The organism is Palleronia sp. (assembly GCF_042089775.1).
Taxonomy (GTDB): domain Bacteria; phylum Pseudomonadota; class Alphaproteobacteria; order Rhodobacterales; family Rhodobacteraceae; genus Palleronia.
Window position 1 is genome coordinate 60,586 of record NZ_JBELKF010000002.1, and the last position, 23,053, is coordinate 83,638.

The following is a 23,053-nucleotide window of genomic DNA, read 5'->3' on the forward strand; positions in this document are numbered from 1 at the left end:
GACCGAATGAGCGACGCCGCCCCTCCGCCTGCCGGCCCTCGACGCGTTCGGCGCGGCGAGCTGCTCTTCAGGACCACCACGCGCAGCGAAGAGGCGGTGGCGTGGCTGGCCGACGTGCACGACCTTGCCGAACGGGCGGGCTTTGCCGTGGCGCACCACGTCCCGGGCGTGAACGGCCGCCTGGTCGAGCGTGGGTGGACCTGCGAGCCGGACATGCCCGGCCGTCCCTTCGCCCCGGACGAGCTGTCGCAGGTCCGCGCGCAGATCAAGATGTTCCACGACCTGACGCGCCGGGTGCCGCAGCGGCCCGACTTCCGGTCCTCGCAGGCGCTTTTGCAAGCGGACGAGAGCGGCGACATCGACATGAGCGTCCTGCCCGGCGACATCGCCGCCGCCTGCCGCGCGGCATGGCAGCCGCTCAAGGGCCTGCCGCTGTCCATCGTTCACGGCGACATGACGGCGCGCAACCTGATCTGGTGCGAAGACGGTCGCCCCGGCCTCGTCGGCTGGGACAATTGCCGCCGCGATGTCGGGATGTTCGACACCGCTGACAGTGACGAGGCCATCCGCGCCCGGCTGGCCTGGCAGGTCGCGATCCTGTGGACGCCAGAGCCCGAGCGCGCCCGAAGGCTCGCTGTGCGCCTGATCGGCTGAGGATCAGGCGGACTTCAGCCCCAGAAGCGCGTTGTCGAGAACGTCGTCCAGGCGCGCGATCCACTGCGCGATCCCCTTCTCGACATCCTTGCCGTCGATCTCGATCACGATCACGTCGCGCGAGTTCGCCACCCGCAGCGAGAACGCCTCGCCGTGCACGGACTGGCTCAGCACATCGAGGCTTTCCTGGCCCGCGGCGTGGAAGCGGACCATGAACGGGTTGCCCACGTCGGCCATCAGTCCCTGATCCTCGGCAAAATCGGGCGAGCGGACGGCCAGCATCGTTTCCGCCTTGCGCTGCCCCGATCCCGCATCGCCCAGCTCGGACGAGGTCATGAAATCCGACAGGTCGCTCAGCTCGTCGCGAAGCCGGGGTGAGACGGCGGCCACCTCCTTCAGCGAGGTCACCCATGCGTCGAAATTGTCGAGCTGGGTGTAATCCTCCATCAGGAAGTAGCGCAGCGCGTTCGTCACCGGGAACAGCTCTGCCCGGTCGGTCCCCTCCATATCGAGGATGACCAGCTTGGCGATGCGTCGCTGCGCGCGGCTCATCAGCAGCAGGTTGGTGATCAGGTAGGCGGCTGCGAGCGGTTCGGCCGCAGCGCCCACATGCTCGGCACCGCGCACCGACAGGACCAGCTTGCCCAGTTCGGCGATCGACCGGCCGCGGGCGAAGGCGTCGAACTTGGCCTTCTCCTCGGGGACGAAGAAGGCGATGTCGGCGAATTTCTCGTTGGTCATGGTCATCTCCGTCACGGCTTCAGGAACCCGTTCCGGCCCGAGCGGCGCGGATCGGATTTGTAAGAGCCGAGGAACTTGGAATACGAGATGTGCGGCTCGATCTCGGACATGGCGTCGATCAGCTTCTGCGCCTGGCCGCCGCAGCCGATATCAAGGTAGAAGGTCGGCAGCTCGGTCCGCTCCGAGATCATGTAGGTCTCGAGCTTGGTGATGTTCACGCCGTGGTTGCCGAACACGGCCAGTGCATGGACGAGGCTGCCCGGCTTGTGGCCGACCTGGATGATCAGCGAGGACATGTCGTCGGTCTCGTCGAAGGTCGCTTCCTTCCCGACGATCACGAAGCGGGTGATGTTGTCCTCGCGGTTCGAGATGCCGCGATGCAAGACCGTGCCGCCATAGTGCTTGGCGGCGAACTCGGACCCGATGGCCGCGATGTGCCGGTCGCCGCTGGCCACGACCTCGCGCACGGCGCTGGCCGTGTCGGACCGGGTGCGGCGCTGCGCGTCGGGGAAGCGCGCCTTCAGGAACTTCGACGACTGCAGGAACCCCTGCGGGTGCGAGAAGATCGAGTGGATCTCGGCCTCGACAGCCGGGCCGCAGGTCACAAGGCAATGGCTGACGTCCAGCAGCAGCTCGCCGACGATGAACAGCTCCATCGACACCACCAGCCGGTGGACGTCGGGAATGCGGCCGGATTCCGAATTTTCCAGCGGCAGCACGGACTCGGCCACCTCGCCCTGCTCGCAGGCGGCGACGAGTTCCTCGAACGAGGGGAAGTTCACGTGCTCGCCCTCGGGGCGCAGTTGCGTGGCGGCCTGGTGCGAATAGCTGCCGGGTTGGCCGAGATAGCCGATCTTGGTCATTCGTCGTTGCTCCCGTTGAGGATCGCGGCCGTCTGGGCGGCCGGTTCGAGGCGCTTTGCCACGCTGTCCCCGCGGCCGGCAAAGGCATTGCGCAGGGTCATCAGTTCAAGGATCAGTTCGTCCAGAGCGGCCGAGACCGCTGGGCCGTTCTGCTCGAGGATCTCGCCCCACATGCGGGTGTTCTGCGCGGCGTGGCGGGACATGGTCCGGGTCGAGCGCGACGCGAAGATCCCCAGCTCGTCCGGGTCCATCTCGGACAGGAGTCCGGCATAGGCGTAGGACAGAAGGTGCGGCAGGTGCGAGGTGCGCGCCACGATCTGGTCATGCGCCGCAGCATTCAGCCGCACCACCGAGAAGCCGAGGCGGGCAAGGAAGCTCTCGACCCGCTCGATCTCGGACTCGGCATTGCCGGCGTGCGGGGTCAGCACGAAGCGCGCGGCGACCAGCGCGTCCGGCTCGGCGCGGAAGGGTCCGGGGCGATTGCCGCCGGCAAGGGGATGGCCGCCGATAAAGCGGGGCGCGTCCGAGAGACCCTCGACGATGCGGCCCTTGACCGAGCCTGCGTCGATCACCAGCCCCTCGCCCGCGGCGAGCACCTCGCGCGCCAGCGGCTGGACGGCATTCGGCGGGCAGCACAGGAAAACCATGTCGCACGGCGCGAGGTCCTCGGCACAGTGCCGCCATGTGATCCGGGGCATTTGCGCGGCGACCGTCTCGCGATAGGCGCCCTGCGGCTCGACCGCCTCGATCGCGACATTCGGCGCACGTCGAGCCACGAGCGCGGCAAGCGCCGCGCCGATCAGGCCAGTGCCGACGATACCGATGCGGTCTGGGGCGTTCATGAGGCTCCTCGCGTGCGTGCGGCCCTGTCTTACAGGCCCCGGGCGCGATGACAATGGTGTCACGCGCGGCTTGGCGTGCCCCGCAGCGCCAGGCCCACACCACCGGCCGCGACGACCGCGGCCCCGATCCACGCCACAAGGCCATATCCGCCCACGGCCGTCCCGGCCGCGAACAGCGCCGCGGCCAACAGCTGAGCCGCGAGGTTGCACAAAGCGATCAGCGAGCCCCCGGCGCCGGGTCGCGCGTCCATCAGGTCCTGCAGGTAGGCGTTCGGCACGGTCAGGATCACCGCGCCGCCCAGCGCACCCAGCAGCGGCAGCACCCAGACGATCGGAAGCGGGCCGAGCACCGGCATCAGCCCGACAAAGGCGGCATAGATCAGCGCACCGAAGGCGATCACCCGGACCTGCCCGAAGCGCTGCAAGGGTCCCGACATCGCCAGCATGAACGGGATCTCCAAGGCCGCCACGGCGCCGACAAAGATCGCCACGTCGCCGGCATCGCGCCCCTCGAACCCGGTCAGGATCAGGCCGACGAGGATCAGGTACATCTGCACTCCCGACAACACCAGGACGACCATTGCCGCCCCGCCGACCACCCGCGGGGCCGACAGCTCGCGCAGCGCGCCCACAAGCGTCAGGCCCGACGGCGCGTCCTTCCACAGCGTCCGTCCATCCGCCGGCCAGGCCAGGATGAACAGCGTCAGCGTGGTCAACTCGGCTATCGCGCAGATGCCATAGACCCAGATCAGCGGCACGCCCGCCGACAGCACGACCGACCAGATGGGCAGCACGACGACGAAGGGCACTGCGAAGGCCGCACGGATCGCCGACAGAAGTCCCGTCCGAACCTCGGGCGGGTGGACGGACGCCGCGAGGCGCGCCAGCGTGAAAAGCTGGGCGAACAGGGTCATCCCGATGGGAAACAGCAGGATGTGGGCGACGACGAAGGCCCAGGTCTCGTTCACAAGGAACACCAGCGCCGCGCCCGCGACCCCTGCCGCCGAAGCCAGCCGTGCCGCGTTGCGCCGCCGCCCGGTCCGGTCGGTCAGCACCCCCACGCCGATGGCGCAGAACAGGCTGAGCGTGGACCCGCAGGCAAACACCAGCGAGAACATGCCGTCGGACAGCCCGAACCACTCCACCCCCAGAAGCGAGCGGTAGGGCACCAGCGAGGCGGCGAAACTGCCGTGTAGGAGGAATGCGAGGGTGATGAGCTGAAGCGCCCGGTCCCTCGCGATCAGTCGGATGGCCTGCATGAGCGCCGCTTGGCACGGCCCGCGCGCCCGCGCAATATCAGGGAAGCACCTTCCCGGGATTCATGATGCCCTGTGGATCCAGCGCCGCCTTGATCTTGCCCATCACCTCGAGCGCGACCTGATCCTTGCGCCGCGCCATCGCCGACTTCTTTCCCAGCCCGATGCCATGCTCGGCCGAGAACGAGCCGCCAAGCTCGGCGACGACGCCCTCGACGATCTCCATCACGCGGTCGTGGCCGGCATCGCCGTCCGAGGGCCAGACGGTCAGGTGCAGGTTGCCGTCCCCCAGATGGCTGACCACCAGATGGCGCACGTCGGGGTCGTCGGTCTCGAGCCGGGCGTAGCTCTCATCGAGAAACGTCTCGACCCGGTCGAGCGGCACCGACACGTCGGTCAGCACGAACGGCCCCAACCCCAGCGACAGCTCGCCCGCCACCTCGCGCCGCGCCCACATCTCGCGCCGCTGCGCCCCGGACCGGGCAACCACCGCGTCGAGCGCCGCGCCGGCTTCGATCATCTCGCCCAGCACATCCTCGAGATAGGCCTGGATCGGCACCGTGCCGTCCGGCCCCGGCTCGGCATCGCGGGGCGCGGTCGCGCCGACCTCGACCATCACCGTATGGTCATAGCTCTGCACAAAGGGCGCGCGGGCGTCGGGATGGCGGGCGCTCCAGCCAGCCCAATAGCTGCGAGGCATGTACTCGAACGCCTCGACCGCCCCGCCCGTCGCACCCTGAAGCCGGTTCAGAAGCTCCAGCGCCGCGCCGACCGAGGGGGTTGCGACCATCGCCGTCGCATAGGCAAGTGGCTTGGGATGCAGGCGCAGGACGGCGGCCGTCACGATCCCCAGCGTCCCTTCGGCCCCGATGAACAGGTCGCGCAGGTCGTAGCCGGAGTTGTCCTTCACCAGCTCCGTCATGCCGTTCAGCACCTGCCCGTCCGGCATCACGACTTCGAGCCCGAGGCACAGCGCCCGCGTGCTGCCATAGCGCAGCACATTCGACCCGCCCGCATTGGTGCCGAGCACGCCGCCGATCCGGGCCGACCCCTTGGCGCCGAAGGTCAGCGGAAAGACCAGCCCACGCGCCTCGGCGGCCTCGTGCAGCTGGCTCAGGACAACGCCGGCCTCGGCGATCGCGATGCGGGCCCCGTCCCGGATCTCGCGGATGCGGTTCATCCGTTCGAGGCTGACGGCGATCCGCCCCGGCGCATGCGTGCCACCCATCAGGCCGGTGTTGCCGCCGACCGGCACCACGGGCACCCCTGCCGCCGCGGCTGTCTTGACGACCGCGGCAACCTCTTCGGTCGAGCCCGGCCGCACGGCGCAGAGGGGGGCGCCCTCGTACTGTCCAGTCCAGTCCCGCGCGAACGGCGCCGCGTCGTCGCCCGTCAGGACGTGCGAAGGCCCGACGATACCGCGAAGTGTCTCAACGATGTCCATGGCGCACCCTCCTTGCCGGCGCGCAGCATTGCCCAAGCGCCGGGCGGGCGCCACCCCGTCAGTCGCCCTCGGCGCGCTCAACCAGGTCCAGCACGGCGGGGCCCAGCGCCTCGACGACCACCTTCACGCCCTCGGCGTTGGGGTGGATGCCGTCGCCCTGCATGTAGGTCGCGGTGGCGGCCTCGCGGTCCTCCATCGCCATCAGCGAACCAAGGAACGTGTTGTCGGAAAGCGCCACGCCCCACTTCGCGGCCAGATCGCCATACATCCCGTCAAAGGCGCGCTTGTAGTCCTGCCCGTAGTTGCCGGGTGCCTCCATGCCGACCAGCAGCACCTCGACGCCCGCCTCGTCCGCCGCCGCGAGGATACCGTCGAGGTTGCCCATCGACGTGGCCGGGTCGATCCCGCGCAGCAGGTCGTTCCCGCCCAGCGCCACGATCAATGCGTCCACGTCGTCGGTCAGCGTCCAGTCGACACGGCTGAGCCCGCCCGCCGTCGTGTCGCCCGAGACACCGGCGTTGATGACCTCGACCTCGGCTCCCTTGGCGTCCAGCCACGCCTGAAGCTGCGGGACGAAGCCCTCGTCCTGCCGCAGGCCGTAGCCATGCGTCAGCGAGTCGCCCAGCGCCGCGACCGTGACCTCTGCCAGCGCGGGCCCGGCCAGACAGATCAGCGCGCCCGCCTTGAGCGCGGTTGCCCCGGCCCCATATGCGGAACGCAGTACGGAGACACACATGTCCGACACTATTCTCACGCTCGCTAATACGGAACTCACACTCGACGGCAATGCCGGGCCGTTGGAGATCCTGAAGGGCGTCACGCTCGACGTGCGCCGGGGCGAGACGGTGGGGCTGGTGGGGCCAAGCGGGTCGGGCAAGTCGTCGCTCCTCATGGTCATGGGCGGGCTCGAGCGGGCCACGGGCGGCACCGTCCACGCGCTCGGTCATGACCTGACCGCGATGAACGAGGACGCGCTCGCCCGCTTCCGTCGATCCCATATGGGCGTAGTGTTCCAGTCCTTCCACCTGATCCCGACGATGACCGCGCTGGAAAACGTCGCGACGCCGCTGGAACTGGCGCGGCACGGTGACGCGTTCGACCGCGCGGCGGCCGAACTCGAGGCCGTCGGCCTTGGTCACCGGCTGCACCATTATCCGTCCGAGCTGTCGGGCGGCGAGCAGCAACGCGTCGCCCTCGCTCGCGCCGCGGCACCCCGGCCCGAGATCCTGCTGGCGGACGAGCCGACCGGCAATCTCGACGGCCCCACGGGCCAGACGATCATGGACCTGCTCTTCGGCCTCAACGAGCGTCACGGCGCGACGCTCATCCTCGTGACCCACGCGCCCGACCTTGCCGCCCGTTGTCAGCGGACGATCCGGCTGGAGGACGGCCGTCTGGCGCGCACCGCCGAGGCGGCGGAGTGACCCCAGCCCTGAGCATCGCCCGCCGCGAGTTGCGCAACGGGTTCCGGCGTGGGTTGCGGGGCTTTCGCGTCTTCCTCGCCTGCCTCGCACTCGGAATTGCCGCGATCGCCGCCGTGGGGTCGGTCCGCGAGGCGATCACTGAGGGGCTGGCCCGCGAAGGCGCGACACTTCTGGGCGGCGATGCCAGCGTCGAGTTCACCTATCGTTTCGCAACCGAGGCCGAGCGCGCGGCCCTCGAAGATCTGAGCGAGGTCTCCGAGATCGTCGACTTCCGCTCGATGGTCGCTGTCGGAGACGACCGCGCCCTGACCGAAGTGAAAGGCGTGGACGACGCCTACCCGATTTACGGCACGCTCCGTCTCGACCCGCCGCAGCCCTTGGCCGAGGCGACGGCAGGCGACCCGCCAGGAGCCGCGATGGACCCGATCCTGGCCGACCGCCTGGGCCTGTCCGTGGGCGAAACCTTCACGCTGGGCGACAAGACCTTCCGCCTCGCCGCCCGGATCGTGACCGAACCCGACAACACCGCCGGCGGCTTCGACCTTGGCCCGCGCACGCTTGTCCTGACCGAGGACCTGGAAGGCACCGGCCTGCTCCAGCCCGGCACCCTCTACGAGACCGAGTATCGCCTCCGCCTGCCCTCTGGGGCCGACCTCGACGCGGCAAGCGAGAGCTTAGCGGCCGCCATGCCCGACGAGGGCTACCGCTGGCGAGACCGCCGCAACGGCGCCCCCGGCATCCAGATCTTTATCGAGCGGCTGTCGGCGTTTCTCGTGCTCGTGGGGCTGGCGGGGCTGGCTGTCGGCGGGGTCGGCGTCGCATCGGCCGTGCGCGCGCACATGGTCGAAAGGACCGCGACGATTGCCACGCTCAAGACGCTGGGAGCCGAAGCACGGACGCTGTTCCTGGCCTTCACGCTCCAGATCGGCGCGATTACCGCGATCGCGGTCGTTCTGGGCCTCGCGATCGGCGCCGCCCTGCCCGTCGCCTTTGCGCCGCTGATTCAGGATCGCCTGCCGGTCCCGGCCGCGATTTCGATCTACCCGATGGCGCTGATCGAGGCCGCTCTTTATGGCACCCTCGCCGCGGCGCTCTTCACGCTCTGGCCGCTCGCCAAGGCGCAGGACATCCGCGCCGCCGCGCTGTTTCGCGAGGCCGGCGGCCTGCCGGGCGGCCTGCCCCGGCGCGGCTATATCGTCGCGACGGTCCTGATCCTCGCGATTCTCGTGGGGGCCGCGGCGCTGCTGTCGGGCATCCCGACGCTCACGCTTTATACCGCGGGCGGGCTTCTAGCCGCGTTCTTGGCGCTGCTCGCCACCGCCTGGGGGGTGCGCCGCCTCGCCCGGCGGCTCGCGCGCCTTCCCGCGCTGCACGGGAACACCGCGCTGCGCACCGCGCTCGGCGCGGTCGGTGGCCCCTCGGGCGAGGCTGCCGCAGTCGTGCTGTCGCTCGGCCTCGGGCTGACGGTGCTTGCCGCCGTCGGGCAGATCGACGCCAACCTTCGCGCCGCGATCCAGCGCGACCTGCCCGACGTCGCGCCGGCCTACTTCATGGTCGATATCCAGCCCGACCAGATCGACACGATCCGCGCCCTCGAAGACGACCCACAGGTCGAACGGGTCGAGGCCGCCCCCATGCTGCGCGGCGTCATCACCCAGATCAACGGCCAGGACGCCGAAGAGGTGGCGGGCGAGCACTGGGTCCTGCGCGGCGATCGCGGCGTGACCTATTCCCCGACCCCGCCGCCCGAGACGGCGATCACTGCCGGGAAGTGGTGGCCTGCGGACTACGATGGGCCGAACCAGATCAGCTTTGCTGCCGAAGAGGCCGCCGAACTGGGGCTGGAGCTGGGCGATAGCCTCAAGATCAACATCCTGGGCCGCGACATTGAGGGAGAGATCACCTCGTTCCGGGAGGTCGACTTCTCGACCGCCGGAATCGGGTTCGTGCTTTCGATGAACCCCGCTGCGCTGCAGGGCGCACCCCACACGTGGATTGCCACCATCTATGCCGCGCCCGAGGCCGAAGCCCGCATCCTGCGCGACATCGCCGGCCAGTTCCCGAACATCACCGCGATCCGGGTGCGGGACGCGATCGACAGGGTGTCGGACATCCTCGCGGGGGTCGCCGCGGCGATCACCTACGGCGCGTCCGCAACGCTCGTCACCGGGGCGGTGGTGCTGATCGGCGCGGCGGCGGCGGGGACGCGGGGCCGGACCTACGAGGCGTCGATCCTCAAGACGGTCGGGGCCGCGCGCGCGACAATCCTGGCGAGCTTCGCCCTCCGCTGGGCGATCCTCGGCCTTGCCGCCGGATTGGTCGCGACTCTCGCCGGTGCGGCTGCCGGCTGGGGTGTGTCGGTCTACATCATGGAGACGAGCTACCGCTTCGCGCCCATGTCCGCCCTGGCCATCATCGCGGGCGGGGTTCTGCTGACGCTACTCGCCGGCCTTGCCTTCGCCTGGGGTCCGTTGGCCGCCCGTCCTGCACAAATCCTCCGCGCACAGGATTGACTGCGGACCCATCGGAGCGCTTGCTCCCGCCGGCCCTCTCAATCAGCGAACAAAGCCCGCATCATCGGCGTGTCGGGTCCGCGCAACCCGTCGATGACGTCGAAATGATGGCGCCCTTCGTCGATGACCAAGGCCGCGTTCCAGGCTTCGGACAGCCACCGCGCCTGGTCGTGGAAGGCGGGCAACTCGGCGCCACCGACCCACACAGTCACGGGCTTCTGATGGGCCACCTCGCAGAGAATCGGGCTTTCCAGCACCGCCTCTTCTGCCGTCAGGTTCAAGTCGTCGTTCATCGACAGGCTCAACAGCGGCCGCAGGTCCGAGACGGGTGAGATCGGCAGGACATGCGTCAGCCGGTCGACCACCGCCACCGGCAGCATCGGGTCCGCGCAGAGCATGCGCGCCACCAGGTGTCCGCCCGCCGAATGGCCTGCCAGACGGATCGGCCCATCGGGCACCTCGTCCGCCGCAACAGAGATGGCCTGGCTGATCTGCAGCGTTATCTGCGAGACGCGTGCATCGGGGGCAAGCGTGTACGAGGGCATGGCCACGGCGTGCCCGCGCGCCAGCGCGCCTTCGGCGAAATGCGACCAGTCATGCCGATGCTTCGAGCGCCAGTATCCCCCGTGGACGAACACGACGAGGCCTGCGGGCGCGCCCACGGGCAGGAACAGGTCCAGCTTCTCGCGCGCCGTGGCGCCGTAGGGGATGGCGCAACGGGCACGCTCTCCCAGCTTGTCTCGGAAATTCTGCGCTTCGTCGTGCCACATGGGCCCGAACCGGGCAGCGTCCGGCACGGCGCCGCTGTTGTCATAGTCGGCGTCCCGCGCCATGAGTCGTTCCATATCTTTCATGCCGCACCTTCACCGCCCTCTTGATGAAGTAACATACACGCGGCGCAGTTCCGTTGCGGCATGGAACTCGCGGCCACACCCGCCCCTTAGACGCCTGCCATCATTCCAAACCGAAGGTTTCTCCCATGGCCCAGACCGATCTTGCCTCCCGCCTGTCCGATCCCGAACTGCTGCAGAGCCGCGCCTATCTGGGAGGAAAATGGTCTGACGCCGCAAGCGGAAAGACGTTCCGGGTGACGAATCCCGCCAAGGGCGACGTCCTGGCCGAGGTCGCCGACCTGTCGCGCGAGGATATCGGCCGCGGCATCGACGCCGCCTACGAAGCGCAGAAGGCCTGGGCGAAACGCACCGCCGAGGATCGCCGTGACATCCTGATGAAATGGCACGACCTGATGGTCGAAAATGCCGATGACCTCGCCCTCATCCTGACGGCCGAGCAGGGCAAGCCCGTCGCCGAAGCCAAGGCCGAGGTGATCTACGGCGCGGGCTTCATCAAGTGGTTCGCCGAAGAGGGGCGCCGCATCTACGGCGAGATCATCCCCTCCCATGCCCCCGACAAGCGCATCCACGTCATCAAGCAGCCTGTGGGTGTCGCTGCCGCCATCACGCCCTGGAACTTCCCCAACGCGATGATCACCCGCAAGGCCGGGCCCGCGCTGGCCGCCGGGTGCAGCTTCGTCGTCCGCCCGCCATCCTTGACGCCGCTGTCGTCGCTGGCGCTCGGCGTGCTGGCGACCCGCGCCGGCCTGCCCGAGGGGGTCCTGTCGGTCCTGCCCTCGACCGACAGCTCGGGCACCGGCAAGGAGTTCTGCGAGAATCCGAAGGTGAGCAAGCTGACCTTCACCGGCTCGACCGAGGTGGGGCGCATCCTGCTGAAGCAGTCGGCCGATCAGGTAAAGAAGACCTCGATGGAGCTTGGTGGCAACGCCCCCTTCCTCGTGTTCGACGATGCCGATCTCGACAAGGCGGTCGAGGGCGCCATCGCCTGCAAGTTCCGCAATGCGGGACAGACCTGCGTCTGCGCCAATCGCCTTTACGTGCAATCGGGCGTCTATGATGCGTTCGCGCAGAAGCTGAAGGACCGGGTGTCGCAGATGAGCGTGGGCGACGCGCTCGAAGGCGAGGTCGATTTCGGTCCGCTGATCGACGAGGATGCGGTGCAGAAGGTCGAGAACCATATCGCCGACGCCAAATCCAAGGGCGCCGACGTGATCTATGGCGGCGACCGGCACGAGATGGGCGGCACCTTCTTTCAGCCGACCATCGTGACCGGCGCGACACAGGACATGGCCTTCGCGACCGAGGAGACCTTCGGCCCCCTCGCCCCGCTCTTCCGGTTCGAGACCGAGGAAGAGGGCATCCAGCTGGCCAACGACACGATCTTCGGCCTCGCGTCGTATTTCTTCGCCAAGGACTACAGCCGGATCACCCGCGTCTCCGAAGCGCTGGAATACGGCATCGTCGGGGTGAATACCGGCCTGATCTCGACTCCCGTCGCGCCGTTCGGCGGAGTGAAGCAGTCCGGCCTCGGGCGCGAGGGCTCGCGGCACGGCATCGACGAGTATCTCGAGATGAAATACGTCTGCCTCGACGTCGAGATCTGACGCCTGCGAAGGGCCGCCGGACGGGCGGCCCTTCCTGTCGCGGAACAGCATGGCGCCGAACCCGTTCGGACCATGAAACCGACGACAGGATCCCCCATGACCACCGACCACTACCGCCTGCCCCATGACCTCGGCATGGGCGGCGTGTCCTTGGGCAACGAATTCCGCGTCACCACCGACGCGCAGGCCGCCGACACGCTCGCCGCCGCGTGGGAGTGCGGCGTCCGCTATTTCGATGTCGCACCCCATTACGGGCTGGGCCTGGCCGAGCGTCGCTACGGCCAGTTCCTGCACCACCAGCCGCGCGACAGCTTCGTGATGTCCACCAAGATCGGCCGTCTTCTGAAAGCCGGGCGCGAACACCGCGACCAGCAGCAGATGCCGTTCTCGCCCTCGCCCAATGCCGAGGTCTACGACTACAGCCGGGACGGCGTAATGCGCTCGATCGAGGATTCGCTGCAGCGCACCGGCCTCGACAGCATCGACATCGTCTATGTCCACGACCTGTCGCCCGACAACGGCGCCCTGCCCAAGCCGTGGGACGAAGTCTGGCCCGAAGCGGTCGGGGGCGCTTTCCCCGCGCTTTGCGAACTGCGCGACGAGGGGGTCATCAAGGCCTGGGGGATGGGCGTCAACTGCCCCGAGCCGATCCTGAAATGCATGGAGGACAGCGACCCCGACCTGCACCTTCTGGCCAGCCAGTATTCCCTGATCGAGCACGACGAGGCGGTCGAGACGGTGTTCCCGAAGGCCCGCGAGAAGGGCAACAGCTTCGTCATCGGCTCGGCCCTGAACGCGGGTTTCCTTGCCGGTGTCCACCGCTATCACTACGGCCCGGAGAACACGATGATCTCGGCCACGCGGATGGAGAAGCGGCGCAAGATCAAGGAGCTTGCCTTCGACCACGGGGTGGACGTGCTGGCTGCGGCGCTGCAATTCGCAAAGGCCCCCGATGTCTGCCAGGCGGTGGTCGTGGGCATGGGGCGCCCGGACGAGGCGATCGACGACGTGGCTGCGATGGCGAACCCGGTTGATCCGTCGTTCTGGGACGCGCTCAAGGAAGAAGAGCTGATCCACCCCGACGCGCCGACGCCGGACGGAGCCAGCGTCGCACGAAAAAGGCCGCGCCCGGCTGGGCGCGGCCTTTGCCAGTCAAAGGTCTGGCTTACCCGGCCGCGACCTGGTGCTCGACCGTCTTCGGCGCAGCTTCGATGGCGATGCGGCGGGGCTTGAGGGCCTCGGGCACCTCGCGCTTCAACTCGACGATCAACATGCCGTTGACGTGGCGGGCACCTTCGACACGGACGTGATCGGCAAGATGGAAGCGGCGCTCGAAGGCGCGGGTGGCGATCCCACGGTGCAGGTAGGTGCGGCCCGAGTCATCGTCGGCCTTCTTCGCCGACACGATCAGCGCATTCTCGCGCTGCTCGACGTTCAGCTCGTCATCGGTGAAGCCCGCCACGGCGATCTCGATGGCCCAGGCGTCGTCGCCGGTCTTCTCGATGTTGTAGGGCGGGTAGGTCGTCTGCGCATTCGCGTTGTCACGCAGAACGCGGTCCATCAGGTCGGCCATCTGATCGAAGCCAACGGTGGCACGGTACAGCGGAGCAAGATCAAAGGTTCGCATATCGGTTCATCCTTGCGTTAAGCGATCACCAATTTTCGTTGCCTTCCCCTTCGGGGACAGGCGGCGGCCGGACCCTCGACAGGCGTCCGACATCAGCAATATGGGATGAGGCGAAATCCGGTTCAAGAGGTCTGCGGGGCGCGATATTATCCCGCGAAAGCAGTCGCCTAGTTCGGATCAGGGCCGGACGAACTTGGCGCCCGTTTCAGGCCGTGCACCGCTGTCGGCGCTGCGCCAGAACACCCCGTTCGAGGACGTCAGCTCGGCCCGGAGCGCGGGCAAGACATGGGCGATGTCGGCTCCGACCGACACCTTGCGCCCGTCCGCCTCGGCCTTGGCCGAGACCACCGACACAACCTGCGGCACAGCGCCGTCGAACCGCAGGACCGGCGCGCCGGACGAGCCGAAATCGACGTCGCAGGTCATCACCAGCGCCCCGGCTTCGCGCGCCAGGAGGCGGCATTCCTGTTGCAGCGAGGGGCGCTCTGCCCGGTCATGCGCGTAAGAGACCACACCGATCCGCACGCCCGACATCGCACCCGCGGGGATCGGCGCGACGATATGCGGATCGATCGGGCGGTCGAGCTCTATCAGCGCGATGTCCGCGGCGAGCGCCTCGGTCCCCAGGGCCCCGGGGCGGTAGGCGCGAGAGATCACCACCCGCCGCGCGCCCCGCTCGGCATCCGCGCGGCCGTCCCGCAGGCCCGCGCGGAACACCAGGACGTCGGAGGCCACCGCGCCGCCGGCCTCGTCCGTGACGCAATGGGCCGCGGTCAGCACCAGCCGCGTGTCGATCAGGGTCGCCGTGCAGAACCCCTGCCCCGCGATCTCGAGCCGTCCGACCGCACGGAACGCCCGCACGTCGTCGCCGGTCGCAAGCTGGCGCAGGTCACTGTCCGCCGCCGTTGCCGCCCCCGCAGCCACAAGCGTCAGGGCGATGAGGCTGAGGGTGGCAAGGATGCGCATGGTGGGACCTTCCGTGGCTCGGTCCCATTACCCTGAGCGGCCCAGATGGCCGCGATGGGGCGGAACCTCAGAAAGGTCGGGGCAAATCGGGCGGAATCTTGTCAGGACGGGGGCCGCCGGTGGCCCAGTCCAGCAGCTCGACCGTGTGAACGACCGGGACGGCGGTGCCGCTGGCGATCTGCGCCATGCAGCCGATATTGCCCGCCGCGATCACCTGCGGCGCCTTCGCCTCGAGCGTCGCAACCTTGCGCGCCTTCAGCTCTGCGCTGATCTCGGGCTGCATCAGGTTATAGGTGCCGGCCGATCCGCAGCACAGGTGACTGTCCTTCGGCTCGACCACCTCGAACCCAGCACGGGCGAGCAGCGACTTGGGCATGCCCCGCACCTTTTGCCCGTGCTGGAGCGAACAGGCTGCGTGATACGCCACCCGCACCGGTCCCTGCCCTGCCGCCGCAGGCGCCTGCGCCTCGATCCCCGCAACGCGTTCGGCGGCCTCGTTCGGGGTATGCAGCCGCTCCGTACCCGGCAGCAACCGGGCGAGCAGTTCAGAGACGTCGCAGGCCAGCGCGCTGATCTCGGCAGCCTCCTCGGCCATGTCGGTCGTGCGCAGCATGTGCCCGTAGTCCTTCACCGTCGTACCGCATCCGCTGGTGTTCACCACGACCGCGTCGAGCCCGCCATTGCGCTTTACCTTCTGCCACGCCCGGATGTTGGCCTTCGCGAAGGCATGTGCCTCGTGCTCTTTTCCCATGTGGTGCACCAGCGCCCCGCAGCAGCCCATGCCGTCGGCCACCACGACCTCGCAACCCAGCCGCGTCAACAGCCGCACCGTCGCCTCGTTGATCGCGGGGTCGAGCGTTGACTGCGCGCAGCCGGTCAGCAGCGCCACGCGCATCCGGGTCTCGCCCTCGGGGCGGTGGGTCTGCGGACGATCCACGTCGGACCTCCGCGCCAGCCGGGGCGGCGCCATGTCGAGCATCGCCCTCAGCCGCTTGTCAGGCATCAGCCCCCTGAGCGGTCGGCCCAGCTTTGCGGCGCGGAGGGCCAGCCGGAAGCGCCCGGGGTAAGGCAGCACGCGGGCCAGCATCCAGCGCAGCGAGCGGTCGCGCCAAGGGCGGCGGTAGGTGCGTTCGATATGCACCCGCGCGTGATCGACGAGATGCATGTAGTGCACGCCCGAGGGGCAGGTCGTCATGCAGGCGAGGCAGGACAGGCAGCGATCGATATGCTTTACGGTCTTTTCGTCGGCGGGGCGACCGTTCTCGAGCATGTCCTTGATCAGATAGATGCGCCCGCGTGGGGAATCGAGCTCGTCGCCCAGCACCTTGTAGGTCGGGCAGGTCGCGGTGCAGAATCCGCAATGAACGCAGGCGCGCAGCACCTGGTTCGACCGCGCGATGTCGGGGTCGGTCAGCTGCTCGGGGGTGAAACGGGTCTGCATGTCTCTCTCACGATTGCGCGAAGAGGCGCTTGGGGTCGAACTTTTCGGCGATCCCGCCGGTCAGGCGTGCGACGGGCGCGGTTTCGGGATGGAGCGTGCCGAGCCGGGCGTGCGTCTCTGGCGCGGCGCGGATGAGAGTGGCGTGGCCGGGACAGGTCATCGATGCGCGCAGGTCGGTGCCGGGAGGCGCCTCGGCCCAGATGAGACCGCCACCCCAGTCCATCAACCAGCGACCGGGCAGCGCCGCGACCAGCGCCGGCGCATGAGAGGGGCGGACCGAGAGGCGCCAGAGGTCGCCCTCGCCCCCTGCAAAGGCGGTCGCATCCCGAATCGCGGGCCACGCGTCATAGTTGATCTGCCGCCATTCATCGGGCAATGCGGCGGCAAGGCGTTCCGCGCGGTAGGCGACGGATTCGGCGTCGCCCTCGATCCGCAGGAACGTGCCGGCGGCGGGGTCATGTGCCGCGCCCGTCACCTCGAATGGCGTGCCAAGCGCCGCCGACATCGCATCGACGGCGGCCTGAGGCGAGAGGCCATCGGCGGCAAGTGTCGCCGTGGCCGCGACACCGGGCAGCAGCTTCAGCGCGACCTCGGTCAGCACGCCGAGCCGACCGCTCGAGCCGCACATGAGCTTGGCGAGGTCGAGCCCGGTGACGTTCTTCATCACCCGGCCGCCATTCTTCACCACCTGCCCCTCGCCATCGACGAAGCGCACGCCGATCACGGCGTCGCGGGCGGCACCGGCCACCATGCGACGTGGGCCGCTCGCGTTCGTGGCGATGCAGCCGCCCAGCGTCGAGGTGCCGGAGCGGCCCAGAACGCTTGCCGCCTCCCACGGCTCGAAGGCGAGGCGCTGGTTTTCCGCGTCGAGGGCTGCGTGGATTTCGGCCATCGGCGTTCCGGCGCGCGCCACGAGCGTCAGTGCGCCGGGCTCGTAGAGGGTTATCCCCGTCAGGCCGCGGGTCGTCAGGTCGCCAGCCTCGACCGGGGCGCGGGTGCCGCCGCCGCGCACGGCCAAGGGCGCGTTGGCGCTGCGGATCATCCGGGCGAGGTCGCTCTCGGTTTCGGGCTGCAACATCGTCAGGCCGCTCGCCGCCCGGCGCTGACGGACAGCGGAAACACCTTGGCCGGGTTCAGCAGCCATTTCGGGTCGAACACATCCTTCACCCGCATCTGCGCCTCTAGGTCCGCGGGGTCGAACTGCACTTCCATGAGGTCGCGCTTTTCGACGCCGACGCCATGCTCGCCCGTCAGGCAGCCGCCCACCTCGACGCAAAGGCGCAAGATGTCAGCGCCCAAGGCCTCGGCCTTGTCCAGGTCGCCAGCCTTGTTCGCGTCGAACAGGATCAGTGGGTGCATATTGCCATCGCCCGCGTGGAAGACGTTGGCGACGCCCAGCCCGTAGCTTTCGGTCAACTCGGTGATGCCGTTCAGGACGCGGGGCAGCTCGCCCACCGGGATCGTGCCGTCGAGGCAGATGTAGTCGCCCAGCTGCCCCATCGCGCCGAAGGCCGACTTGCGGCCCAGCCAGATCGCTGCGCTTTCCTCGGCACTGGTCGAGGCTCGCAGCTCGACCGGATCCAGGCGGCGGGCAATTTCGGCGATCCGATCCAACTGCGCGTCGATCTCGGCGTCCGAGCCTTCAACCTCCACGATCAGCAGCGCCGCGCAGTCGGGATAACCCGCGCCTGCGAAAGCCTCGCAGGCGCGGATGGCCGGGCTGTCCATGAACTCGATCGCGACGGGCAGGATGCCGGCCTTGAGGATGTCGCTGACGCATCGCCCCGCCACCTCGGACCGGTCGAAGCCGATCAGGACCGGGCGCGCGCCCTCGGGCTTGGGCAGGATGCGCAGCGTCGCCTCGGTCACGACGCCAAGCTGCCCCTCAGACCCGCAGATCACGCCCAGAAGGTCGAGGCCGGGCGCATCCATGTGACCGCCGCCCAGCTCGACCACGGTGCCGTTCATCAGCACGACCGTCGCACCCACAAGGTTGTTCGTGGTCACCCCGTATTTCAGGCAATGCGCCCCGCCCGAGTTCATCGCGATGTTCCCGGCAATGGCGCAGGCCAGCTGGGATGAGGGGTCGGGAGCGTAGAAGAACCCGTCCTCCTCGACCGCGCCGGTCACGCCGAGGTTGGTGATCCCAGTCTGCACCCGGATGATGCGGTCGGGGTAGCTGACCTCGAGCACCTCGTCCATCCGGGCAACGCCAAGGACCACCGCGTCAGCCGTGGGCAACGAGCCACCCGCCAGCGACGTGCCCGCACCACGCGGGACGACGGGGACACCTTCTTCGTGGCAGATGCGCAGGCAGGCCGAGACTTCCTCGGTCGACGACGCCAGCACCACCGCCAGCGGCGGACAGGCATAGGCCGTCAGCGCGTCACATTCGTAGGCGCGCACCTCTTCCGGGGCGTGAATCACCGCGCCGTCCGGCAGCGCCTCGGCCAGGCGGCGCACGACGGCCGCCTTGCGCGACAGGATGGCGGGGTTCGGGTCCGGCATCTGCATGAAGGGTCCTCCTGAAGACTCGAGGCTATGCGCGGGGCCGGGCACTGGCAAGCGCGGCGGGCGCGGCCTATGGTCCGCGTCATGTCTCTGCTTGACCGCCTGTTGCACCTGTCCCCGCTCGACGCTTTCGCTGTCTTTCTGCTTCTGGCGGGGTGGCAGGCTTTCGGCTTCTGGATTGAGCGCGAGGGGGCAAGAAAGCCGTCGGTCACGGTGCTGATGATGGCCGAGCGGCGCGCGTGGATGGTGCAGATGGTCACCCGGCAGCCGCGCATCTTCGACGCGACGATCCTGTCCACCCTGCGGCAGGCGACAAGCTTCTTCGCCTCGACCGTGGTCCTTGCCATCGGAGGCGTGCTGGCCCTGATCGGCAACGCGGAACAGATCGGCGGCGTGGCAGAAGAGCTCGGCGCCCATGCAACCCCGGTGATCTACCAGGTGAAGCTGGGCTTCGTGGCGCTTCTGCTGACAGAGTCCTTCCTGAAATTCGTATGGTCCAATCGGCTGTTCGGCTATTGTGCGGTCGTCATGGCGGCGGTGCCGAACGACCCCGACGATCCCGAGGCGCTGCCCCGCGCCGCCCGCGCGGCAGAGCTGAACATTCGCGCGGCATGGAACTTCAATCGCGGGTTGCGGGCGATCTATGTCGCGCTGGCGGCGCTGGCGTGGCTGATCGGCCCGCTGCCGCTGATCCTGGCGAGCGTCGTGGTGTTCTGGGTGATCTGGGCGCGCGAGTACCGCTCGCAGACCCACGCCATCCTCAGCCAGCGCTAATGCAGCTTGCCGCCCAGGGGCACGTCCTGGTCCGGCGCAACGAGGACGACCTCGCCGTCGGGATCGGGGACGCCCAGAACCAGGACCTCTGACTTGACCGGGCCGATCTGGCGGGGCGGGAAGTTTACCACCGCCAGCACCTGCTTGCCGACAAGCGCTTCGGGATCGTAGTGCCGGGTGATCTGGGCCGATGACCTCTTCACGCCGATCCCGCCCCCGAAATCCACGCGCAGCTTGATTGCAGGCTTGCGCGCCTCGGGGAACGGCTCGGCCTCGACGATGCGCCCGACGCGGATGTCGAGCTTGAGGAAATCGTCGAACGTGGCGCTCATGCGCCGAGCTCGCGCGAGCGGTCGGCGGCGGCGGTGATGGTGCGGCGCATGAGGTCCGGCAAGTCTGCCATCAGCACGTCGAGCCCCGCCTGCGTCGTCCCGTTGGGCGAGGTCACCTCTTGCCGCAGGGTCGTCGGGTCCTTGGGGCTGTCCTCGGCCAGTTGGCCCGCGCCGCCGACGGTGGCCTTGGCCAGAGCGAGCGCAAGATCGGGCGACAGGCCCTGCGCCTCGCCGGCCTTGGCCATGCATTCGATCATGTGGAACACGTAGGCCGGCCCTGACCCCGAGACGGCGGTGACCGCATCCATCTGGCCCTCGCTCTCGAGCCTGACCGTCTGGCCGACGGCGTCCAGCAACTCGGCCGCAAGGTCGAGCGACGACTGCCCGTCGTCATTCGCCACGATCGCCGTGATCCCGCGCCCGACGGCGGCGGGCGTGTTGGGCATGGCGCGCACAATCGGCGTGCCCGCGCCGAACGCGTCCTCGAACTTGGCGATGGTGACGCCGGCAGCAACCGACAGAACCACCGTTTTGCCGCCACCCAAAGCCGCGACGTCGGGCAGCGCGCCGGTCATCATCTGCGGCTTGACGGCGACCAGCAGCATGGCCGGGTTCTCGGGCCGCCCCTCATTGATGTGGACGCCCGTCTGCTGGAGCCACTCGGACGGCTTGGGGTCGATCACCCACACGTCGGCCGGGTCGAGCGCGCCCTTTAACCACCCTTCGAGCATCGCCGAGCCCATCTTTCCGCAGCCCAGCAGCACCAGCCCGCGGCGCTTGAGTTCGTTCATGTCCATCGCGTCACCTCTTCCGTTTGGCGCAACAGACCAGAGGCCGGCGGAGATGTCACGGGGGCGCGGGAGGTACTCAGGAACCCTCGTCCGGCCTGGGCTGGCGATCCCGCACCAAGGGAGCCGGTGCAGGATGCGGAGCTTGGGCGGCCTCGTGGCGCAGCAGGGCATCCGCGCTCCACGTCAGGTAGTCGACGCCTGCAAGATCGGACACGGTGCGGATGCGCAGTTCGAACGGCCCCTCGCGCCCGTCGGTGTCGATCAGCACGACCACGGGCCGCTTCCCGGTCAGCGATCCGGCAAAGATCGCCTGCTGCACGCTGTCGAGCGACGAGCGCTTGTCGAGCCCGACCTCGATCACCGTACCTTCGGTCTCGCAATCGACGCGCACGCGGTGCAGGTCATAGCCCACGGAATAGGCGTGGCTGACCTCGGTCTCACCACCAAGGATCAGGCTGCACAGGATCGCTGCAAGTTCGAGTTCGCCGGCCATGACGCCCTATCTAGCCCGCCGTACGGCCGGGCGCAGGCGAAAACCGCTGGGGTGGTTAGCGTGGATTAAGGAGTGGGGCCGCGATCTGGATTCTTATGAGAGGTGATTGTGATCGCGGCCCCTGCGGGGGCAGGTCACGCCCGGCCGTAGGCCTCGGCTATTGCGACCTGCATGGCGTCGCGGGGCGCGCGATTGCCCCAGCAAACCAATTGGAAGGCGGGATAGAAGCGTTCCGCATTGCGGATGGCGGCGTCGATCATGCGGTCGATCTGCTCGGACCCGGCAAGCTGTGCGCCCGACAGCGACAGCGCATAGCGATAGACCATCAGCTTGGGCTCGGCCCAGTATGTGAAGGCGCCCAGCCAGCATTGATCGTTGGCGGCGTTCAGCACCTCGTAGAGTTCGGGTAGACGCTCCTCGGGGGGCTCCATCTCGAAGGTGCAGATCAGGCGGAGCGTCTCGTCATAGGGCGCCCAGGCCAGGGTGAGGGAGTAGGTGCGCCACTTGCCCTCGACCGCCATGGCGATCTGGTCGTCGGCAACGCGGTCGAATTCCCATTCGTTGTAGGTCGCCAGATGCTCGACCAGGTCGATCGGGTCGAGATCTTCGGGCGTGATATACTGCTCGCTCAACGACATTGGCATCCCCATGTCTGTGGGACCGAGGGGATGCTGCGAATCGCCCAAGGTCTCGGTGCCTGCACGAGGAGGGGTCTTGTTCGCCCCCTGTCCTCACAAGATATGGTGTGGGCACTCCGCGAATCTGTAAAGCGGTAATTTGCGTGGGGCAGCCGCAAAGTTGTGGATATCCGCGCGCCGAACGCAAGATATGGGATGCCGATTGATACGTTTCTGTGACAGAGCGCCTAGAGACTGAGGCGCGCGCGCAACGCTGCGCCGATGGTCCCGTCGTCGAGGAAGTCGAGCTCGCCGCCCACCGGCACGCCTTGCGCCAGCGTGGTCAGCCGCAGCCCGTCGATCCCCGCGAGACGGTCGGCGATGTAATGCGCGGTGGTCTGCCCATCCACGGTCGCCCCAAGGGCAAGGATCACCTCGCTGATCCCCTCTTCGGTCACGCGCGCCTCGAGGCGGGGGATGCGCAGCTCGTCCGGCCCCACGGCGTCCAGCGCCGATAGTGTGCCACCGAGCACGTGGTAGCGGCCACGAAAGACGCCGGCACGTTCCATCGCCCAGAGATCGGCGACATCCTCGACCACGCAGATCTCGCCCGTGGCGCGTTTCTCGGACCGGCAGATCTCGCAGACGTCCTGCGTCCCGATATTACCGCAGACGAGACATTCGCGGGCCTCGTCGGCGACGGTCGTCAACGCCTGCGCGAGGGGGCGCATGACGGCGGCGCGCTTCTTGATGAGGTGCAGCACGGCCCGACGGGCCGAGCGCGGCCCGAGCCCCGGCAAGCGCGCCATCAAATCGATCAGCGCCTGGATGTCGTTGGGGGCATCGGGCATCAGGCGCTGCTCAGAACGGCAGCTTCATGCCTGGCGGCAGGCCCAGACCCTCGGTCAGCTTGGACATCTCTTCCTGCGCCTTGTCCGAAGCCTTTTGCTGGGCGTCCTTGATCGCGGCAAGGATCAGATCCTCGACCACTTCCTTTTCGTCCGGATTGAAGATCGAGGGGTCGATGTCGAGGCCCACGAGCTCGCCCTTGGCGGTCGAGGTCGCCTTGACCAGCCCCGCGCCGCTTTCGCCGGTGACATGCATGTTGCGCAGGTCTTCCTGCAGGGTCTCCATCTTGCCCTGCATTTCCTGCGCGGCCTTCATCATCTTGCCCATGTCGCCGAGGCCGCCCATTCCCTTGAACATCGCTCTCTCCCGTATGTGAAGTTGTCCTTCAGATACGGGCGCAGGGTCTGCCGTTCAAGCGGCGGCTCAGATGAGACCCAGCAGCGACAGGATGATGGCG

General features: G+C 68.4%; 24 protein-coding genes. 6 read left to right on the forward strand and 18 right to left on the reverse strand.

Annotated features, from left to right (window positions below; all coding sequences use genetic code 11):
- The first annotated feature begins 6 nt into the window (after positions 1-6).
- Positions 7-654 (forward strand): phosphotransferase, encoded by a 648-nt coding sequence (locus ACFDS3_RS01135; protein ID WP_375260490.1) that lies wholly within the window; start codon positions 7-9, stop codon positions 652-654.
- Between the two features lie 3 nt (positions 655-657).
- Here ACFDS3_RS01135 and ACFDS3_RS01140 read toward each other — a convergent pair whose 3' ends face one another.
- Genes ACFDS3_RS01140 through ACFDS3_RS01165 form a run of 6 tightly spaced genes read right to left on the reverse strand, consistent with a single transcriptional unit; the run spans position 658 to position 6,536 of the window.
- Positions 658-1,395, reverse strand: a complete 738-nt coding sequence (locus tag ACFDS3_RS01140; RefSeq protein WP_375260491.1) for a hypothetical protein — start codon at positions 1,393-1,395, stop codon at positions 658-660.
- An 11-nt stretch (positions 1,396-1,406) separates the two neighbouring features.
- The gene (locus ACFDS3_RS01145) at positions 1,407-2,258 is read right to left on the reverse strand and encodes a prephenate dehydratase (RefSeq protein WP_375260492.1); all 852 of its coding nucleotides are present in this window, start codon (positions 2,256-2,258) and stop codon (positions 1,407-1,409) included.
- Positions 2,255-3,100, reverse strand: coding sequence for a prephenate dehydrogenase (locus tag ACFDS3_RS01150; protein WP_375260493.1), 846 nt, complete (start codon positions 3,098-3,100; stop codon positions 2,255-2,257). Before ACFDS3_RS01150 ends, ACFDS3_RS01145 begins: the two co-directional genes overlap by 4 nt.
- 59 nt (positions 3,101-3,159) lie before the next feature.
- Entirely contained in the window at positions 3,160-4,359 is a 1,200-nt protein-coding gene (locus ACFDS3_RS01155) for a hypothetical protein (protein WP_375260494.1), read from the reverse strand.
- Between the two features lie 37 nt (positions 4,360-4,396).
- The gene (locus ACFDS3_RS01160; RefSeq protein ID WP_375260495.1) at positions 4,397-5,800 is read right to left on the reverse strand and encodes an FAD-binding oxidoreductase; all 1,404 of its coding nucleotides are present in this window, start codon (positions 5,798-5,800) and stop codon (positions 4,397-4,399) included.
- Positions 5,801-5,858: 58 nt separating this feature from the next.
- Positions 5,859-6,536, reverse strand: a complete 678-nt coding sequence (locus ACFDS3_RS01165; protein WP_375260496.1) for an arylesterase — start codon at positions 6,534-6,536, stop codon at positions 5,859-5,861.
- On the opposite strand from ACFDS3_RS01165, the gene ACFDS3_RS01170 reads away from it, so the two are divergent.
- On the forward strand, positions 6,535-7,224 hold the full coding sequence (locus tag ACFDS3_RS01170) for an ABC transporter ATP-binding protein (protein WP_375260497.1): 690 nt from the start codon (positions 6,535-6,537) through the stop codon (positions 7,222-7,224). The genes ACFDS3_RS01165 and ACFDS3_RS01170 overlap by 2 nt on opposite strands.
- On the forward strand, positions 7,221-9,737 hold the full coding sequence (locus ACFDS3_RS01175; RefSeq protein ID WP_375260498.1) for an ABC transporter permease: 2,517 nt from the start codon (positions 7,221-7,223) through the stop codon (positions 9,735-9,737). Before ACFDS3_RS01170 ends, ACFDS3_RS01175 begins: the two co-directional genes overlap by 4 nt.
- Before the next feature lie 38 nt (positions 9,738-9,775).
- Here the strand turns inward: ACFDS3_RS01175 and ACFDS3_RS01180 are convergent, their stop codons facing one another.
- On the reverse strand, positions 9,776-10,591 hold the full coding sequence (locus ACFDS3_RS01180) for an alpha/beta hydrolase (protein ID WP_375260499.1): 816 nt from the start codon (positions 10,589-10,591) through the stop codon (positions 9,776-9,778).
- Positions 10,592-10,716: 125 nt separating this feature from the next.
- Here ACFDS3_RS01180 and ACFDS3_RS01185 point away from each other — a divergent pair, with 125 nt between their 5' ends.
- Entirely contained in the window at positions 10,717-12,195 is a 1,479-nt protein-coding gene (locus ACFDS3_RS01185; protein ID WP_375260500.1) for an NAD-dependent succinate-semialdehyde dehydrogenase, read from the forward strand.
- 96 nt (positions 12,196-12,291) lie between these two features.
- Positions 12,292-13,428, forward strand: a complete 1,137-nt coding sequence (locus ACFDS3_RS01190; protein WP_375260501.1) for an aldo/keto reductase — start codon at positions 12,292-12,294, stop codon at positions 13,426-13,428.
- Here the strand turns inward: ACFDS3_RS01190 and ACFDS3_RS01195 are convergent.
- The 5 genes from ACFDS3_RS01195 to ACFDS3_RS01215 form a co-directional block, all read right to left on the reverse strand.
- On the reverse strand, positions 13,361-13,822 hold the full coding sequence (locus ACFDS3_RS01195; RefSeq protein ID WP_375260502.1) for an Hsp20 family protein: 462 nt from the start codon (positions 13,820-13,822) through the stop codon (positions 13,361-13,363). The genes ACFDS3_RS01190 and ACFDS3_RS01195 overlap by 68 nt on opposite strands.
- A 177-nt stretch (positions 13,823-13,999) precedes the next feature.
- Positions 14,000-14,788, reverse strand: a complete 789-nt coding sequence (locus ACFDS3_RS01200) for a trypsin-like serine peptidase (RefSeq protein ID WP_375260503.1) — start codon at positions 14,786-14,788, stop codon at positions 14,000-14,002.
- Positions 14,789-14,855: 67 nt separating this feature from the next.
- Positions 14,856-16,229, reverse strand: a complete 1,374-nt coding sequence (gene glcF, locus ACFDS3_RS01205) for a glycolate oxidase subunit GlcF (RefSeq protein WP_375260504.1) — start codon at positions 16,227-16,229, stop codon at positions 14,856-14,858.
- A gap of 7 nt (positions 16,230-16,236) precedes the next feature.
- A complete protein-coding gene (locus ACFDS3_RS01210; protein WP_375260559.1) occupies positions 16,237-17,304 on the reverse strand; it encodes an FAD-binding protein in 1,068 nt (355 codons plus the stop codon).
- 5 nt (positions 17,305-17,309) lie between these two features.
- Positions 17,310-18,743, reverse strand: a complete 1,434-nt coding sequence (locus ACFDS3_RS01215; RefSeq protein WP_375260505.1) for an FAD-linked oxidase C-terminal domain-containing protein — start codon at positions 18,741-18,743, stop codon at positions 17,310-17,312.
- A gap of 81 nt (positions 18,744-18,824) precedes the next feature.
- On the opposite strand from ACFDS3_RS01215, the gene ACFDS3_RS01220 reads away from it, so the two are divergent.
- Positions 18,825-19,514 (forward strand): DUF599 domain-containing protein, encoded by a 690-nt coding sequence (locus ACFDS3_RS01220; RefSeq protein ID WP_375260506.1) that lies wholly within the window; start codon positions 18,825-18,827, stop codon positions 19,512-19,514.
- Here ACFDS3_RS01220 and ACFDS3_RS01225 read toward each other — a convergent pair.
- From ACFDS3_RS01225 to ACFDS3_RS01250, 6 genes are all read right to left on the reverse strand, one after another.
- Complete coding sequence (locus ACFDS3_RS01225) at positions 19,511-19,846, reverse strand: tRNA-binding protein (protein ID WP_375260507.1); 336 nt, start codon at positions 19,844-19,846, stop codon at positions 19,511-19,513. The two genes, ACFDS3_RS01220 and ACFDS3_RS01225, sit on opposite strands and share 4 nt — an antisense overlap.
- Complete coding sequence (proC, locus tag ACFDS3_RS01230; RefSeq protein WP_375260508.1) at positions 19,843-20,643, reverse strand: pyrroline-5-carboxylate reductase; 801 nt, start codon at positions 20,641-20,643, stop codon at positions 19,843-19,845. The genes ACFDS3_RS01225 and proC overlap by 4 nt, the downstream gene beginning before the upstream one ends.
- Positions 20,644-20,713: 70 nt before the next feature.
- A complete protein-coding gene (locus ACFDS3_RS01235) occupies positions 20,714-21,130 on the reverse strand; it encodes a hypothetical protein (protein WP_375260509.1) in 417 nt (138 codons plus the stop codon).
- 134 nt (positions 21,131-21,264) lie between these two features.
- The gene (locus ACFDS3_RS01240) at positions 21,265-21,768 is read right to left on the reverse strand and encodes a YbjN domain-containing protein (RefSeq protein ID WP_375260510.1); all 504 of its coding nucleotides are present in this window, start codon (positions 21,766-21,768) and stop codon (positions 21,265-21,267) included.
- A gap of 227 nt (positions 21,769-21,995) precedes the next feature.
- The gene (gene recR, locus ACFDS3_RS01245) at positions 21,996-22,598 is read right to left on the reverse strand and encodes a recombination mediator RecR (protein WP_375260511.1); all 603 of its coding nucleotides are present in this window, start codon (positions 22,596-22,598) and stop codon (positions 21,996-21,998) included.
- A 10-nt stretch (positions 22,599-22,608) separates the two neighbouring features.
- Positions 22,609-22,953, reverse strand: coding sequence for a YbaB/EbfC family nucleoid-associated protein (locus tag ACFDS3_RS01250; protein ID WP_375260512.1), 345 nt, complete (start codon positions 22,951-22,953; stop codon positions 22,609-22,611).
- Positions 22,954-23,053: the final 100 nt, after the last annotated feature.